The organism is Sphingobacterium sp. UBA2610 (genome assembly GCF_002339225.1).
GTDB classification, from domain to species: domain Bacteria; phylum Bacteroidota; class Bacteroidia; order Sphingobacteriales; family Sphingobacteriaceae; genus Sphingobacterium; species Sphingobacterium multivorum.
In genome coordinates this window covers 159,529-175,242 of the sequence record NZ_DDKA01000033.1, presented here as the reverse complement: position 1 = coordinate 175,242, position 15,714 = coordinate 159,529, and the positions used below count along the sequence as shown (strand labels likewise).

At 39.7% G+C, this 15,714-nt stretch carries 17 protein-coding genes; 7 read left to right on the top strand and 10 right to left on the bottom strand.

Features of this window, described 5'->3' with window-relative positions; translation table 11 throughout:
- The first annotated feature begins 22 nt into the window (after positions 1-22).
- Together B4Z47_RS22570 and B4Z47_RS22565 are read left to right on the top strand one after the other, a co-directional pair.
- Positions 23-1,882, top strand: a complete 1,860-nt coding sequence (locus tag B4Z47_RS22570; protein WP_286727922.1) for a DUF4859 domain-containing protein — start codon at positions 23-25, stop codon at positions 1,880-1,882.
- Between the two features lie 577 nt (positions 1,883-2,459).
- Positions 2,460-3,074, top strand: a complete 615-nt coding sequence (locus B4Z47_RS22565; RefSeq protein ID WP_139145031.1) for a hypothetical protein — start codon at positions 2,460-2,462, stop codon at positions 3,072-3,074.
- Here B4Z47_RS22565 and B4Z47_RS22560 read toward each other — a convergent pair.
- Entirely contained in the window at positions 3,055-4,365 is a 1,311-nt protein-coding gene (locus B4Z47_RS22560) for a hypothetical protein (protein ID WP_070567540.1), read from the bottom strand. The two genes, B4Z47_RS22565 and B4Z47_RS22560, sit on opposite strands and share 20 nt — an antisense overlap.
- Positions 4,366-4,414: 49 nt before the next feature.
- Positions 4,415-4,873 (bottom strand): hypothetical protein, encoded by a 459-nt coding sequence (locus tag B4Z47_RS22555; RefSeq protein WP_070567538.1) that lies wholly within the window; start codon positions 4,871-4,873, stop codon positions 4,415-4,417.
- Between the two features lie 800 nt (positions 4,874-5,673).
- Here B4Z47_RS22555 and B4Z47_RS22550 point away from each other — a divergent pair.
- From B4Z47_RS22550 to B4Z47_RS22535, 4 genes are read left to right on the top strand one after another with little or no spacing between them, the layout of a single operon-like run.
- On the top strand, positions 5,674-6,231 hold the full coding sequence (locus B4Z47_RS22550; RefSeq protein ID WP_070567536.1) for a hypothetical protein: 558 nt from the start codon (positions 5,674-5,676) through the stop codon (positions 6,229-6,231).
- Between the two features lie 20 nt (positions 6,232-6,251).
- Complete coding sequence (locus B4Z47_RS22545; RefSeq protein ID WP_070567533.1) at positions 6,252-7,607, top strand: Dyp-type peroxidase; 1,356 nt, start codon at positions 6,252-6,254, stop codon at positions 7,605-7,607.
- 17 nt (positions 7,608-7,624) lie between these two features.
- Positions 7,625-8,761, top strand: coding sequence for a catalase family protein (locus tag B4Z47_RS22540; RefSeq protein WP_070567531.1), 1,137 nt, complete (start codon positions 7,625-7,627; stop codon positions 8,759-8,761).
- Positions 8,736-9,284 (top strand): 3-hydroxyacyl-CoA dehydrogenase NAD-binding domain-containing protein, encoded by a 549-nt coding sequence (locus B4Z47_RS22535; RefSeq protein WP_070567529.1) that lies wholly within the window; start codon positions 8,736-8,738, stop codon positions 9,282-9,284. The genes B4Z47_RS22540 and B4Z47_RS22535 overlap by 26 nt, the downstream gene beginning before the upstream one ends.
- Here B4Z47_RS22535 and B4Z47_RS22530 read toward each other — a convergent pair.
- From B4Z47_RS22530 to B4Z47_RS22510, 5 genes are all read right to left on the bottom strand, one after another.
- On the bottom strand, positions 9,281-10,132 hold the full coding sequence (locus B4Z47_RS22530) for a HipA domain-containing protein (protein ID WP_083296020.1): 852 nt from the start codon (positions 10,130-10,132) through the stop codon (positions 9,281-9,283). The two genes, B4Z47_RS22535 and B4Z47_RS22530, sit on opposite strands and share 4 nt — an antisense overlap.
- On the bottom strand, positions 10,125-10,460 hold the full coding sequence (locus B4Z47_RS22525; RefSeq protein WP_070567527.1) for a HipA N-terminal domain-containing protein: 336 nt from the start codon (positions 10,458-10,460) through the stop codon (positions 10,125-10,127). Before B4Z47_RS22525 ends, B4Z47_RS22530 begins: the two co-directional genes overlap by 8 nt.
- On the bottom strand, positions 10,460-10,663 hold the full coding sequence (locus B4Z47_RS22520) for a type II toxin-antitoxin system Y4mF family antitoxin (RefSeq protein WP_070567525.1): 204 nt from the start codon (positions 10,661-10,663) through the stop codon (positions 10,460-10,462). Before B4Z47_RS22520 ends, B4Z47_RS22525 begins: the two co-directional genes overlap by 1 nt.
- 319 nt (positions 10,664-10,982) lie before the next feature.
- Positions 10,983-12,146: a PepSY-associated TM helix domain-containing protein gene (locus B4Z47_RS22515; protein ID WP_070567522.1), complete on the bottom strand. Its 1,164-nt coding sequence runs from the start codon at positions 12,144-12,146 to the stop codon at positions 10,983-10,985.
- A 2-nt stretch (positions 12,147-12,148) separates the two neighbouring features.
- Positions 12,149-12,874 (bottom strand): TonB-dependent siderophore receptor, encoded by a 726-nt coding sequence (locus B4Z47_RS22510; RefSeq protein ID WP_286709867.1) that lies wholly within the window; start codon positions 12,872-12,874, stop codon positions 12,149-12,151.
- Between the two features lie 208 nt (positions 12,875-13,082).
- Here B4Z47_RS22510 and B4Z47_RS22505 point away from each other — a divergent pair, with 208 nt between their 5' ends.
- Positions 13,083-13,517, top strand: a complete 435-nt coding sequence (locus tag B4Z47_RS22505) for a helix-turn-helix domain-containing protein (RefSeq protein ID WP_070567518.1) — start codon at positions 13,083-13,085, stop codon at positions 13,515-13,517.
- A gap of 218 nt (positions 13,518-13,735) precedes the next feature.
- Here the strand turns inward: B4Z47_RS22505 and B4Z47_RS22500 are convergent, their stop codons facing one another.
- The 3 genes from B4Z47_RS22500 to B4Z47_RS22490 all read right to left on the bottom strand — a co-directional run bounded on the left by B4Z47_RS22500 (position 13,736) and on the right by B4Z47_RS22490 (position 15,512).
- On the bottom strand, positions 13,736-14,347 hold the full coding sequence (locus B4Z47_RS22500; RefSeq protein WP_070567516.1) for a DUF1269 domain-containing protein: 612 nt from the start codon (positions 14,345-14,347) through the stop codon (positions 13,736-13,738).
- 215 nt (positions 14,348-14,562) lie between these two features.
- Positions 14,563-14,739, bottom strand: a complete 177-nt coding sequence (locus B4Z47_RS22495) for a hypothetical protein (RefSeq protein ID WP_157698392.1) — start codon at positions 14,737-14,739, stop codon at positions 14,563-14,565.
- Between the two features lie 62 nt (positions 14,740-14,801).
- Positions 14,802-15,512, bottom strand: a complete 711-nt coding sequence (locus B4Z47_RS22490; RefSeq protein WP_070567514.1) for a DUF6454 family protein — start codon at positions 15,510-15,512, stop codon at positions 14,802-14,804.
- Positions 15,513-15,714 lie beyond the last annotated feature (202 nt).

Genomic DNA, 15,714 nt, shown 5'->3' with positions numbered 1-15,714 from the left:
TCTCTACCTATTAAACGCTCAAATGATGAAAAGTATCGTATTGCATAAAGTCCTGCTGACGCTGGTTTCAGCACTTGTTTTCCTTTCGCAGGGATGCAGCAAAAAAGAAGTAGCGCTTCCTGTCGAGGAAGAGGTCACCACGCCGCCCGTTACTGTGGGAACAGATTCTTTGAAGATTTATAAGCCCAAAGAATTTGAAGGCATGGATTATAACGATAAAGGGAGCAAATGGTCCTATTCGCGCAGCCGTCAGTCGGAGCATTTTATCGTGTTCTGGGGTGCAAGTTATGGGAAGAACGATCCCAATGCGAACACCGTACCTGAAGAATATCGCGTCGATATTGATGATCTTTTGGCCAAGGCCGAACAGTTCTACGCATTGAACGTCGGCACGCTGAAGTTTGCAGAACGCAAAGTGAACCGATCCAATCTGGATAAATACAAAATGATGATTTTTGTGCATTATACGACAGAATGGATGGCGTATGGCGGCGGTTACGACGATACAATAGGGGCACTGTGGATTAATCCGGCGACTTGTAAGCCGGTAGGTGCCGTGATTGCACACGAGATCGGGCACAGTTTTCAATATCAGGTATTTGCAGATTTGAAAGGCGGACATGGATTTCGTTACGGCTACGGCGGAACCAGCGGCAACGGGTTCTGGGAGCAGACCGCGCAATGGCAGGCCTACCAAACCTATCCCGCACAGGCATTTTCGGGAGCCGATTTTCCCGTCTATACCGAAAATTATCATCGTCATATTCATCACGAGAAATATCGTTATGCCAGCTATTTCATCCATTGGTATTGGACCAGCAAACATGGGATCGATATGATTGGCCGCATCTGGCGCGAAGCTTTAAAACCCGAAGATCCGGTGCAGGCTTATATGCGTATAACGGGTATCGATGTGAAGCAGTTCAACAATGAAATCTATGATGCGGCGGCCCACTTTGTGACCTGGGACCTGAACAGCATCCGGGAGTATGGGAAGAATTATATCGGTAAGCTGACGACCAAATTTACGCGTCAATCCAACGGTAGTCTTCGCGTTGCCTATGATCGTTGTCCGGGTACTACGGGGTACAATGTGATTCCGCTGGAAGTTCCGGCTGCGGGAACCCAGGTTTCGGTAGCTTTTAAGGGACTGCCAAATGCTGCTGGATTCAATCCGGTGGATGCCAGCCGTGCCGGATGGCGCTATGGTTATGTGGCATTATTGAAAGACGGCACGCGGGTATATGGTGATCGGACGGAGGGCACGGAGAATACGATAGCGTTTACTGTTCCGGCCAATTGCAGCAACCTCTGGTTTGTGGTCACTGGTGCCCCCTCTGTTTACCAGCCACATGCCTGGGATGATGACGACAGCAACGATGAGCAATGGCCTTACGAAATCAAAATTCAGGGTACAACGGCTACGGGATACAATGAGGTGAGCAGTCAGCCGAAAGATATCGCATTGAATTATGACCTGAGCTTCCCGGCAGATGCTACAGGGTATTCGGGTACGCAAGTAAGCGTCAATGCAGCGCAGCTAGGGGAGGCCTTGGCCATACCTTCGGCAGACCTGGCGGGTTTGATGAGCAGTGGAAAAATTAAGTTCTATGCCGTGGAGCCGAATGGAAGTTTAAATCCCAACAATACGGCCACGGGTTACGGGCATTGGTTTACGCCTGCCGGGGCCGTCACCAACTGGGGCGCTAGTGCGGGCTTGTTTTCGGAATTTAACGCAAGTACGATAACGTTCTCGATCGGACAATATCCGGGAGCTCTGGCAGCTGGAAAGAAATATACCATTAAGCAGGCACTGGTGTATACGTACGAAGGAGCGAAAACCGTGCAGGCGACGTTTACATTTAATGTGAATGTGAAATAAGAGTTAGTTGGAACCGCTAGATTAGGTGATGGTTCATATGTTTATGTTTATTTAAGTGAAGGCCACGTCGGGAGATGTGGCTTTTTTAACTGTTGACTTTTTCATTTTCCTAAGTCCAAATACGGTCATCATTGCATTTTCCATGCTGTTTATTCCGAAAAGGGTAATAAGTTTGCGGAGGAGATAAGGAAGGAGTTCTAACGACCTTAATGCGACAACTCAGTAGAAAAAGGCTCCTTGAATCTGATGATCGGAAGTGTAGAGAATTTTGTAAATTAACCGCTATGAAGTATAATCATTTGTTTCCAACCGAGGGTGGACAAAATTTAATTATCCAAGTCATTTGATTTATATTATCTTTATTATATCTCGTCATCGGAAAATAGCGGCGAAGCGTTAATTTTTTTTAATTGGATTTTTGCAGATGATAATAAAGTAGTTTATTGCAGTTACACTATTGACACTGTTATCCAGATTGATCCGGAGATTGTTGAAGAACAACAAGAAATTAATCAGATAATAGCAAACTTAGCAATAGGAAAATAGTTGGGATTGATCCGGAATGATCTGAATAAATATGTTAAAATTTATATTGATAGCGTTCATCGTTTTAAGCTCTTGTTCTAGAAATAAGAATACAAAGCGCATTGATTCAAGGATAATTTATGAAATGGCTTATGATGACAGAACAACGCCCTCAAGATTTGATTTTGACTTTTTTGTTCGATGCAATAATGGCAAAGTCGCTATGATTAATGAACCTGCATTGTGGGGAATTCATCGTGAAAATCCGAAAAACTTGTCTTATGAAAAGTTTTTGGATTTAGCTTTGAACCAAAAAATAGAGGTAGATGATACGCGTATTTTAAGTAGCGCTGATTGTTTTTTATTGGATTCCAAAGTAGCTAATTATTATAAAAGTCATAATTTAGAAGATTTTCTACTCGAATACTTCACCAAGGAAAATAGTGGTTGGAGACTTAAAGATGGATATGCTAAATCACAGCTCATGTCTATAAGTTACTATTGCTTTATCAATAATAAATTTTTGCAGTTTGATGATTATATAGGGATTTATATCCTTGTTGAGCCAAATGAACTGTTTTCAAGAAAAAAGATAATAATATCTAAGTGCTCCACGGCTTTGAACAATAAGGTGCTGGAGAATTTAATCAGAAATTACGGTCACTAGGATGCTGCAACCCAGCTTGAAGAGCTATCATCCTTGTTTCCAGGTTGCAGTCATAGTGAAGTTCTTTTTCTATCGTGTCGGAGAGAACGTTGTTATGCAGCAGGACTTCTATGATATCTTTTCTGTGAAGCGCACAATTCATTTTGCTATACAGGATTTCAAGGGGATTTTTACAGGATTTGGTGTTGTTTTTTTTGAAAATAGCTGTGTATATCCCTGCCAATCGCTCAATTTCGTGTTCATTTTTTGCCTTTTCGGCGATTTCGGTCAGTAGCTTCGAGTCGCCACTTCTGTAATTAGAAATCAGCAATTCTAAATAGTCAATCGGATTTTTGGCTGTTTGTATTTTCTCCAGAGCAAAGTCTCTAATGGCTTTGCTTTTTAGATGTTTTAGTGCATTAAGGGCATTTTCAGCTATGCTGTTTTTGCCTGTTCCCTTTTGTTTAGCAAAGTCTAAAATGAATTGGCTATCATAAGGAAATTTGTGAAAGTCAAAAATATCCAAAAGGCGTTCAATATTTCCCTGGTCCGTTTCTTTCAAAAGATGCTTTGCAATGGTGTTTATCTCTTCTTCTGTTAGCTTTCTCATTCTTGCAAAAGAAATCCGGGCTTTGCTATTTAACACTTCATCAATGATGTCTTTGTATTTTTGGGGTTTTGTCCGCTGTGTTTTCTGGTTTATTTCTGTTCGCTGTATGTTGTCAAGGTAAAATCGAATGAACTTATTGGTTTGGGCTTTCTTTTTAAGTTCTTCAGCAACCTGTATGCTTTGGTTTTCTGCTTGAAAATGCCGAATGATGCCATCGTCTTGCCAATCGTCAGGGTGTTGTTCAATGTGTTTTCCAAATTTCTCGGCTACGTAAAATAAGCCGTTTAGTCCATCAAGTTCTAGTGTTTCATGAGCGCCGACCCAATCAGCGCCGACGATCGGATTGTTTAAAAACCGGTCATAAATAGCTTGTTTTGCCTCGGTGTCATTTTGCTGCGCGTAAAGTTTTGCCAGGGCAAACAAATGTGTCAGATTCCAGGTGTCATCCTGTTCTTTTGCCAAGCCCTGCAAAACGGCTTTACGGATTTTGTCTTTTTGTTTTGAAATAGAAATAATCTCAAAAATATAAGTTGCCCGGTCACCTTCAGACTGTCCGTCATAGGCGAAAATGTTTAATGCGCCTTGTATAATTTGATTTGAAAAGTCAATTTCAGGATGCTCTTTTACAATCAGATATGCTTCACCTGTTCCGCGTTTCAGTACATGTAGAAATTGTCGTTTTAGGATTCTTAAATCGGGCATAATCGAAAGAGTGTCGTTTCAACAGGCTTAAGGATTATGGATAAGCGGATCACCGATTATTCTCTTCAGCGATGATTTCGTCGATCTCATTACATATCCGCTGTATCGGTTTTGTAAAATAGTGCTGTGCGAGCTCCACCTTTTTTTCTTTACCATCTTCATTTCGATAACGGGCGTGAAGCGATACGCTCACGGTGATGAGGCCGTACTGCTTGAGTTTATGGATTGTAAATCCCTGTAGGCTTTCCAGCGGAACAGTCACCTCTTTGCCTAAAAGTCCCTTGCGGACGCGCATTTCCCTTCTGTCCATGTCAATGATAAAATAGGCTCTAAGCAGGGAAATCATCAAGATTACGACAACTCCCAGCATCCACCATTTGAAAGGGGATTCCGGCATTTTGATGAACCCAACTAGGGTCATAATAGAAAATATAGCAACCAAAGGAACATAGGTTCCTAATTGGGGTTTCATTTTGTACTCGTTTCCGTTTCTGTCGAAGTTTTTCATGTGCTTATCGCTAATTTTGCCATATCAATCGTCCAATCTGCTGAAGCGGTTAGGATCGCCAACTGGTATATTATATTATCAACTATGGAGAATATAATTATTTGTTGGTGAATTGAGCTAGATCTTCAGTAATGGTTACAATTTTTATTTCCAAGTAAATAAAGTTATATATTTGCTTCAGTAAAAAAAAGGCCAAAAAAAACACTTCATTCTTTAATTCTGGATCATTTAATGTGAGTATGATTTCTGAGAGAGGAACAAGTATGAAAGTGATTTATAGTAGACTAGCTTAACAAAATATGAAAAGAGGTGTGCGAATTGTATCGTTTGGGTTTTTATTATTAATCATTGAATATATCATTTGTGTCCTTTTATTTTATATTGAGCCTTATTTTAGGCATGATAGTCAACTAAACCTTGAGTATGCAATAAGAGGAGCTAATGAGGTGAATTGTTTGTTGAGTATTTTCTCCGATTTTTCATTGTAATTGAAAAGTTTTAAAAAACACGTGACTACATGACTACAAAATAAAAGGACAAAGCGCTTTGTATTAAGTCACATATGTAGATATATTTTAATCACAAAAAACAATTTCTTAACTACGTTGTTTTAATGCTACTAAGGTCTATAATATATGAAATTAGATATGTACAAAAACAAGATCAACTACATTATATATGTGTTTTCTTATTGTTAATGTATAGAATTTAAAAGCATCCTAAGCTGAAATGAGAAATCTATTCGTGTCATTTCAAATCAATCAGCAAGAATGAATTTATAAATTAAAAACACTCATATTATGTCACTATTTGATAATTTAAAACTTACAGCAGAGCTTATTAAAGCAAATTTATCCGAAGGAATTGAAGATGGTTACGATCATTCTACCACTTCGGCAGGTAGAAAAGGATTGCGTTCGGGTCGTGTTTCAGAGCTTACCGCTATGGCAGATTTGAAACCAGGAGGTGCAGACAACCTGCGTAAAATCATGGAAATTGCCAACGGAAACCTGAAAGGAGCAACCAAAGTAGGTACGCTTCACGATTTGAGAATTGTATTGTTCGATGATGATAAAAAAATTCTTTTCTGTACCGCTTATGACGGCGATTGGGATGCTTATATCAACGACTTCGCTACAAAAATTCCACAGTTGATGGACATTATTTTTGGGAATATCGAAGGCTGGCCGGGTATCAAAGATCCTACGATTAAAGATTTTATTTTAAGCAAACAAATCACGGCTACAGGTTGGTATGTGGGGGTTCCGCACTTAACGGTGAATGATATTCGCAGAAACGACAAAATCATCACTGGTCTAAATAAAGCTATTGACGACGCGAACAAAATTGAAAAATAACCCTACTAAATAGATTCATTATGGCAATAGATTTCTTAAAAAGAATTTTCAATAGGGATAAAGTCAATATAGCATTAGAAGAAATTCAGGCTTTGGTACTCCGAAGCAGACCAATTCCTTATTACGGTACAGTGGCTCTTTTGGAGATTAAAGATGCGACTAACGCAAAACAGACGTTGAAAAACCTAATTCCTTTGGTGAATTCAGCAGAAAATTGGGATCAAAATGACGGCTCTTCGGTTTCTATTACCTTCACCTATAAAGGATTGGAGAAAATTGGCCTTCCCAAAGATTCTTTGGATTCTTTTCCTGAATCTTTCAAGGAAGGAATGGCTAAAAGGGCTGGTTTTTTAAATGATATCGGGGTTAATGATCCTAAAAATTGGGAGAGGGATTTCAAAAATGCCAACATCCATATTGCGGCAGCTATTATTGCCAATAACAAAACCGATTGGAAGGCAAAATTTGAAGAGTTTAAATCCAAATTACACGATAGTTCTGGCGTTCAGGTTTTAATTAGTCACGATTTTGGGGCGACCGAAGAAGTGAAAAATGTCTTTGGATTCCGCGATGGCATCAGCAATCCCGAAATTGAAGGCAGCGGTATTGATGTTCCTCCAGGTTTTGATAGACCCTTGAAAGCTGGCGAATTTGTGTTGGGCTACCCTGGCGAAGGCGACATTACGAAACCGTATCCGCAACCCGATGTTTTGGGCAAGAACAGCTCGTTTATGATTTTTAGAAAATACCAAAGTCAAGTTGCCGATTTCAATAAATACATTCAAGAAAATACCAATTCTGCCGAAGAGGGCGAACTTTTGGCTGCGAAAATGGTGGGACGTTGGCGAAGTGGTGCTCCGCTGGTTTTGTCGGCGGATAAAGACGATAAAGAGCTTGGTGAGGATATGAACAAGAACAATCATTTCTCTTTCAAAGGGGATGAAGATGGTAAAAAATGTCCTTTCAGTTCGCATATCCGAAGAATGAATCCTAGAGATTCCAAATCATTTGTGTTGGAAGATGAGCGTCTGCACCGCATTATTCGACGTAGTGTGACTTTTGGGGACATTGTTCCACCAGAAGTTACCAAGGATGATGGCAAAGAGCGGGGTCAATATTTCATGGGTATCAGTGCTGATGCGATGGGAACGCTTGAATTTTTGCAAAAACAATGGGCAAATGATGGGAATTCTCAGAATTTGGGAACCGAAAAAGACCCAATGATTGGCGTTCAGGATAAAGAGGGATTGTTTACGATGCCTGCCGATCCATTGGTGAAAAGATACCGTGGTTTGCAAACGTTCAACTTAGTAAAAGGTGGTGAATATTGTTTTATTCCGAGTATTTCCGCTCTAAAATGGATCAGTGAATTGTAACAGCTAAAAATGTAAGCATGAGCGAAAATATAAAATACAGCTATGATTTAGAAGAAATTCCTGCGAATTTTGACAAATATATAGCTAAGATTAATAAAGATATTCAAGATTATATCAGAAATACGCCTGAGATTAGTAAAATAGCACACCATACGCGTGATGCGCATGCCAATGGCTATGCCGCACTAAAAGCAGAGGTTGAAATTTTAACCAATCTACCCGAAGAACTGGCTCAAGGCATTTATAAGCAAGCTGGAAAATACGAAGCTGTCGTGCGGTTTTCGAACGGATCATCTCGTGTGTTGCCCGATAAATTAAGCGGAAATGCACAGGGTTTTGCGTTGAAAATTTTTGGTATTAAAGGTAAAAAATTAGCTCCGGGTGAGGAAGATTCACCTAATGTTGATTATAATTTGATTAATAATCCAGTGTTTTTCTGCAACACGGCAGCACATTATGTGTTTATTTCGAAGTTATTTTTACAGCTAAACGATTTCTTTGAAAGAGGTGCTTTGGGTAAGTTGGAATTTGCCACTTTATGGGTGACTGAAAACAAAAAAGCTTTCCCAAATTTTGAAGCATTAAAGGAATTGGGCGCTTTAAAAACATTTGAAAAAATCCCTTCTATAAACAGTTTTTTGTATGAATTTTACAGTATGGGTGCTGTTCGTCATGGCGATTATATGGCGAAAATTCGAATTGCACCTACTGTCGAAACTCAAAATCTTATTACCGAAAAAGATATTGATATAGATAGTGCCGATTGGCCTTACCGCAAGGGGATTATCAAAGAAATTGCGAAAAACGATTTGACTTTTGAATTGCAAATTCAGTTGTGCAAAGACCTAAAAAAGATGCCGATTAATGATCTGACCGAAGAATGGTCGCAGGAATTATCGCCTTTTCAAACGGTTGCAAAAATTAGAATTCCGAAACAACAGGTTCCTGTAGATGGCAATTTTGATGTGATGGAAAATTTATCTTTTACACCATTCCGCACGTTGGAAGAAAATGCGCCTATAGGCAATTTGCAAAGAGCAAGGCAATCGGCATACGTCACTTCTTCCACGGCAAGGCACGATCTTAATCATAAAAAAAGAAGAGAGCCAACGAATTTGCAAGAAGCCTTTGACCCTAATTTTTATAAACTTTAATTGTCGTACAAATGAATTCAATAAAAAAATCACCGTAGCGGGTAGTGGTGTTTTGGGTTATCAAATCGCTTTTCAGACTGCTTTTCACGGTTTTGATGTTACCGTTTATGACATCAATGCGGAGATTGTAAATAGAGCAAAATCAAAATTTGATGATTTAGCAAAAAATTATCGTATCGATATTCAAGCTACCGATGCACAAATAGCAGCGGCAAAGGAGCATTTGAGCTATACGAGTAATCTGGAGGAAGCGCTTAAAGATGCCGATTTGCTTATTGAAGCTATTCCAGAAGAAATCCAAATAAAAAAGGATTTTTACAAACAGGCAGCGCAATTGGCTGCTGACAAAACGATTTTTGCAAGTAATTCTTCTACCTTATTGCCGAGTCAATTTGCAGATAGTACGGGTAGGCCACAACAGTTTTTGAATCTACATTTTGCCAATCAAATATGGTTGCGCAATACAGCTGAAATCATGGCACATCCTAAAACGGATGAAAATATCAAGAAAGAAATTATTTAGTTTTCTAAAGATATCGGTATGGTGCCTATTGTCGTGAATAAGGAATATATATTGTCTCTGACCAGTTCAGGAATTCCCAAACTTTGCGCAAGCTGGTTAAAATCTGAACGTTTTATTTTTCGTTTACGACCACCCAATGTGAGAGCCATATCTTCCTTATCTTTTGGATAGATTAAGTTAACATTGATGAGATCATATGCTGGAGATAATAAAACACCATGATTCGTATGCATGAGTGAAAAATTCTTGAGATGCATGTCGTTATTTCCAGTTAAAAAGCTAAACAGTACGAGCCTAAAATATTTGATTGCATCTAATCCGGTGTTGGAAGCAAATTGCTTGATGATTTTTCCTACGCGTTCATAGGAGCTATTGTATTTTTGCTCGGTCATAAGCTGCGATAATTGACATAAATCTTCAACGTGGATTTTTTTGCCCTTCTTACGGTCAAATCGTTTTGTAATGTAGGCCAGTTCTCCTGTGGAAGTTCGTATTAATGCGTGTTTTGCTGTTTCTATCTTAAATAACGCTGCGAGGTGCATCGTTAGATCTTCTACTTCTGGCATGAGTAGATATTCTTTTGATTGAGGTTTCAGGATATAATCTCCCGAAAGACCAACTAAGGTAAGTCGCTTACTGCCCTTTTCTCCATTTAGACTGAGTGATATTTTTGGCTGTACGCCAGTTATTGCCAATCGCTCAGCTACAGTAACTTCGCCTAATTTTTTCAATTTTTCCTGGTCCAACTCCAAATAGGGAACTTGAGTTGTTCCAAAAAACACTCTTGAACATGCTGTATGATAGTCTCCTGTTTCAACTGGTTTATAGCAAAACAAACAATTAGCCATCGTTTTCCGCCTCCATCGGATAAACAGAAACTGCTCCTATAGTGTCTCGACATAGGTTTATCAACAGCGCAAAACGATCTCTGGGATTGATTTTCCAATGCTTTTCACCGATTTCCAATAACCATCCTTCAGGAATTAATCCATCAAAGAACGGAAATAATATATTGCTATAATACGTGTTTTCGGAAATCGGTAAAGTTAGACTGATAGGTTGTGGATCAGTTTTTTTTAGATAATTCTTATCATAACTAAATGAATAACCATGATCTGTCTCAATGAGATATCCTGCCAAGTCATCATGAAAGTATATTTTTGCTTCGCGTGCCATCACTCTTTAATTTGATCAATTACACCAACTTCTTTACCGAATAACGCCAATATGTCATTTATTTTGTCTAAACGTAATGTTTTTTTTCCCTGCTCGAGGTCACGCACAAACCTTAAGCCGACTCCAGCATTCGCAGCTAAATCTTCCTGTGTTAGCTTTAATTCTTTTCGTTTCTGTTTTACAAACACGCGTAATGAATCCATAATTATACCCTATCTGATATAAATATAGTAAATATTCTTAAATTATACTGTATCGGGTATAATTTTTATATTTTTTACATACTTTATACCCGTTCGGGGTGAAAAAACTTCTTTCTGTTGTTTGCAGTAGTCTTCTTAGAAATTCTTTAAGGGTAGTCGTGTTATTTAGACGGAACTTCTGTTTCAAGCGGTTATATCGTGTGAAGCATAAGCGGGATATTTTGAGAAAAAAGTTTATGATGAAGTCGACGTAAAATATAAATAATTTTTTGAACAGCAGAACGTTAACTATTTGCCCAGAGGGCTGTAAACCTGTGTGCTATAAGCGTGATTTTTTCTTTTTAAATTTTCTACCGTACCAAATGTAGAAACCTGTTACCGGCAGAGAGGCACAGATTAAACTTGTTACAAAAGCGATCCACATGCCTGTAGACCCGGCTATTTTTCCGACATGAATATCGTAATTGGAGTTTCGCCATTTCATGCCCAGTGTTTTATCATTTTGTAGGCGTTTGTAGTATGCACTCCCATTCCGAAGATCATAGGCATAGGCATCGGAGGCCGACCACCAGGTATTTCCTTTCGTATAGATATTTACATTAGCTTGAGTAGTTTCGGGAACCAAATTGATCAAAACGCCCTGATGTGTACTGTCCTTTTTCAGAACGTCAGACCATATCAGGTCTAAAAGTGCTACACGTGATTCTGTCACTGGGCTGCCTTGAATTTTTGGTTCTTCTATTTTCGTATTGGGCCGCTTACCGTCCATAAGCCAGTAGATGCTAGTTTCCCACCACTTGAAGGACCAAACCAAACCGGTTGATGCGATGACAATCGCGAACAAAAATGCATAAAAGCCAAGTACTTGATGAAGATCATAGTTGAGACGTTTCCACTTCGCGCTGAAATCTATTTTTAACCGCTTTACAGCTACCTTCCGATTTTTTGGCCACCAAAGGAAAAGCCCCGAAATTAGTGTAATGATAAACAGCAGGACGCTGCTCCCTACGATTGCGCTCCCTACGTCGCGCCGGAGATAAAGGAATTGGTGGATCTGCCTTACAATCCAGAAGAAGTTTGTCTCAACGTCTATTTTTCCTAAAACGCGGCCGCTGTAGGGATCTACGAAAATACGGTCCCAATAGATGATTTCTTTATTTACAAATACACCCCCGACATCGTTCTTTGGACGGCGCTTAAGTGCTTCAAATAGATGAACTTGTCGTTGATCATCTGTAGCAGGAACACGGATAATGGTAATGGTATGATCGGTGACACGCTGCGCATTTGCCTTTAAGACGGAAAGGGGAAGTATTTTCTTGCCTTTCTGTGCCGTTACCGTTACATAACTTGGATGAAATAGGGCAAATAGTTCCTTTTCAAATACATAAATAGCGCCTGTAATGCTTACGATAAAAACCACCAGACCGGACAATAATCCGATCCAGCGGTGTAAAAACAAGATCATCTTTTTTAAAGTCATGCTTAAAAGGTATAGCCTAGTGTAAATAGTAAATTACGTAGTGCACCTGGAAATAGACGGATATAATCGTAACCACCTACCCAATGGGTTTTATTGGTGATATTATTAAAGTTGGCCTGCAATTGTACTTTTCCAATGGTATAATATAATGCTGCGTTCAGTAAACTGTAGGATGGGATGGTCTGGTTCTGGTTAAGGGAAAGGTTTCGCTTATCCACATAATTGGCCCCGACGCCGATTCCCAAGCCTTTTGCTTTTCCGGAAGGAATGGAGAATCTGGTCCAGATGTTTGCCGTATTTTGAGGCGCATTTGGTTTTTGTCTGTTCAGTTCTTCATTATTTCCACCTTCGGTAATCTTTGCATCATTGTAGGCATAGGAGGCAATAACGCTCCAGTGCGGGAGAATTTGACCCTGAATATCAAACTCTATCCCTTTCGATCTTTCTTTTCCGATTTGTTCCATTAAATCTGCATTGTCGGCAGTGGGGGCGGGGTAAAGCGTATTCTTCTGATTGATCTGATAGATAGCTGTACTTGCCTGGAGTTTTCCGTCCAACCAGGCTGTTTTTAATCCAAATTCGGTCATGTCATTTTCGAGTGGATCAAATGGACCTTCGGCATTAGGGTTTGCCAGTGCCGAAGCTGTCTGCGGATTATAGCCTTTTACGTAAGTTCCATATAGATTGATCTGTGGGTTGATGGTGTAAACTGCTCCAAAGCGCGGCAGTATAACATCCTGCAGAAAGTTTTGTTGAAGTCAATATTCCGGTCTCCTTATTCGAGTCATTTTTGACGCAGGAAAGCCCTTTTCTGGCCAAACTTCATATGCTTTTAGAATCGTCGCGATCGGGCATCCTGTTTGACAATTCGGCTTTGATCAGTGTACAGCAGAAAAGGATTATAACCGAGTTGCTCAATTCGGAGCTTGATCAGGAATGGAATCCTTATTTTGTTTTGGTAAACTCATGGAGTTATTGGCGCGAACATTTGACCAGCATAAACTTGGTAATACGGTGTCTCGAACGGATAATAGCCTTAGTACGGAAATGAAAAAACTGATGGCGGAAGCAAAAAGAATAGTAGAAAATAGTTTGACCGATCCGCCATCTTTATCGCAATTGTCTGCTGAATTAGGAACGAATGAAAACTATTTAAAGAAATATTTCAAGCTCTGCTATGGTACAACCATTTATGGGCATTTGACCAAGGTGAGAATGCAAAAAGCTAGGAGCTTACTTACACAAGGAGACCGGCCTATAAATGAAATTTCACGCTTTTTAGGCTATAACAATCCTGCGCATTTCTCAGCAAGTTTTAAGAAGCATTTCGGGGTAAAACCAAAAGTAGTGCAACGTTCTTCAAAAGTCTAAATCTTCTGTTTACCACCCTGTGAGTTGGTCCTGTCCTTTTGAGTATCTGTATCAAGCGGTTTATTTATTCGCCTGTTCACTACGATCCTTGCGTTTTTTGTCTTTTTGTCGCTTACTTCAAACGCCGTTTTGCTAGGGGTGGAGTTTTGGCGATTTTTCCCAAACTCCAAGCAGCCCTTATCGTTAGCCGAAGCTGCTTGAAGTTAAAGATGCTTAAATTAAAGTTTGTCCCACCAGTCTGAAATCTTTTTCTTGACACTCTCGCGGAGTTCCGCACGTTTTTCTTTCCGTTCGGCTTTCTTGGCTTCCCGTTTGGCTTTTTCCGCTGCGTGTTCTTCGGAAGCCGCCTTTTCTACGCGTTCCTGATAATGATCATAGGCCTCATCAACACTCGTCCGGAAGGATCGTCCTTCCAAGGGTTGCAAAGCTGTATCCACGAAATCTGGGCTTGTTTCGTCAACAACAGTAATCACTGCTATTTCCCCCACTTGCAAGCTATTATTGACCTGATCAATAAAATCGGTCGACACAACAAATTCTTCGGTATCCATCGTCGCCCCGATAAATGTTCCGGTAAGTCCGCCCAGCAATAAACCTAGTGGACCGCCCACAATACCGATCAATGCACCGATGGCACCTCCGCCGAGTGTTTTCCAGCCGCCCTCTTCTGTCGCGTCTTTCAGTACGTCAAAACCACCCTGATCTGTTTTTCGGATGGTTATAGACTCATAAATACGAATGTCACTATTGCGGTCGAGATCGGCTAATGTGTGGTTTACCGCGATTGATTTCTCTGTCGAATCAACGATATAAATCAAAATATTTTCCATATGGATTTGAATTTTGTAATGAACATTTTTGTGTTGTAATAAATTTAAATTATTTTTTTTGAGTTGGTCAAATAAAATAATAATATGACTCGGGGGTTATTTATTCGTAATAAAACGAGCTGATCTGAGCAGCTATTGCCTCACGGAACGAAAGTCATAATAAGGGTGGTTTTTTATTTTTAGTATGGACGATAGACTTCCGGATAAATTGTAATCTATTGGTGAAGTTTATGTAAACGAAGGTGTCTGAGTAATAATTCAGGATAATCTGCTTGGACTATATTTGCCCCGTTCTGATGCACTTTGCCAAATTCAGCTGGATCATTCAAAACCAGTTTATCGACATTCCAGAGACTATTGATAAATGTTTTAGTACCAAATTTGTGTACCATCGAATTAATTTCTTTTGTATTTGTCTGATATCAATTTCAGCCATAGCGACTCCCAGAGCAATTCATGATTTGGAATTAGTTATCTCATACATGTAAAGTGTGGATTGATCATCATCGGGCACAAAGTACAGGCAGACCTTTCCGTCAACGACATCGGTGTAAAAAGGATTACTTGTCATAATGCGACCTGTTTTACTTCTTAAGTGGATTGGCAGGGTATAGGTGCTCTGATAGGTATGAATATCCATTAATTGAATGCCCCCGATTACGATGCGCTCCTTTGCGTGGGGATCTTTCAAAAAACTGTTGACCCCGGAGCAAATCATCAAACCTTGACCCACATATTGTCCATCCTGAAAATGAATAAAATGCTGATTATTGTTAGAGATTGATTTTAAATGCCATTTACCACGATCGAGCAATTGTTGTTTCCACGTATAAAACTGCATAGCATCCCAATTGAAACCAACGAGTTCATGTCGATCTCGATCGCAAACAAGGGCTCCAATGGCATCGTCTACCGTAAATTCAACCTTCGCTTCCATGGTAGTCGGATCTATTCTGTAAATCAGCGACCTGCCGTGGGGACGATATTCACAGACTGGGATCCAAATATATTGACCATCAAAATCTATCCCCCCGGGATGATAAACGCTATCTTTTCCTAAACGAAGTTGAGCAATAAGCTCTCCTTTAAAATTAAATTTCATGAGATAGCCCGTTCCCAGGCCGACGGCCTGCTCTTCGTAGATCGGCCGCTGTTTAGCTATCAAAGCTTTTTTTATCGGTATTTGTCTAGTGGCTTACGGGAACTGCTATTGCAGAGCTTTCTTTTTTTATTAATTTTTTATATATAGAGTTAAATTCGTTGTGGTTTTTTGCCTGTATTTTATTAGCTTTATACATTCATTTTTGCTATTTAATTGTTCGCTTGGCCTCCCAATTCGATGTCTCTTGAATAGAAGAATTGAAACT

Coding starts and splice junctions, on each gene's coding strand:
- B4Z47_RS22570 (WP_286727922.1), top strand. CDS start 23: ATGATGAAAAGTATCGTATTGCATAAAGTCCTGCTGACGCTGGTTTCA.
- B4Z47_RS22565 (WP_139145031.1), top strand. CDS start 2,460: ATGTTAAAATTTATATTGATAGCGTTCATCGTTTTAAGCTCTTGTTCT.
- B4Z47_RS22560 (WP_070567540.1), bottom strand. CDS start 4,365: ATGCCCGATTTAAGAATCCTAAAACGACAATTTCTACATGTACTGAAA.
- B4Z47_RS22555 (WP_070567538.1), bottom strand. CDS start 4,873: ATGAAAAACTTCGACAGAAACGGAAACGAGTACAAAATGAAACCCCAA.
- B4Z47_RS22550 (WP_070567536.1), top strand. CDS start 5,674: ATGTCACTATTTGATAATTTAAAACTTACAGCAGAGCTTATTAAAGCA.
- B4Z47_RS22545 (WP_070567533.1), top strand. CDS start 6,252: ATGGCAATAGATTTCTTAAAAAGAATTTTCAATAGGGATAAAGTCAAT.
- B4Z47_RS22540 (WP_070567531.1), top strand. CDS start 7,625: ATGAGCGAAAATATAAAATACAGCTATGATTTAGAAGAAATTCCTGCG.
- B4Z47_RS22530 (WP_083296020.1), bottom strand. CDS start 10,132: ATGGCTAATTGTTTGTTTTGCTATAAACCAGTTGAAACAGGAGACTAT.
- B4Z47_RS22525 (WP_070567527.1), bottom strand. CDS start 10,460: ATGGCACGCGAAGCAAAAATATACTTTCATGATGACTTGGCAGGATAT.
- B4Z47_RS22520 (WP_070567525.1), bottom strand. CDS start 10,663: ATGGATTCATTACGCGTGTTTGTAAAACAGAAACGAAAAGAATTAAAG.
- B4Z47_RS22515 (WP_070567522.1), bottom strand. CDS start 12,146: ATGACTTTAAAAAAGATGATCTTGTTTTTACACCGCTGGATCGGATTA.
- B4Z47_RS22505 (WP_070567518.1), top strand. CDS start 13,083: ATGGAATCCTTATTTTGTTTTGGTAAACTCATGGAGTTATTGGCGCGA.
- B4Z47_RS22500 (WP_070567516.1), bottom strand. CDS start 14,347: ATGGAAAATATTTTGATTTATATCGTTGATTCGACAGAGAAATCAATC.
- B4Z47_RS22495 (WP_157698392.1), bottom strand. CDS start 14,739: ATGGTACACAAATTTGGTACTAAAACATTTATCAATAGTCTCTGGAAT.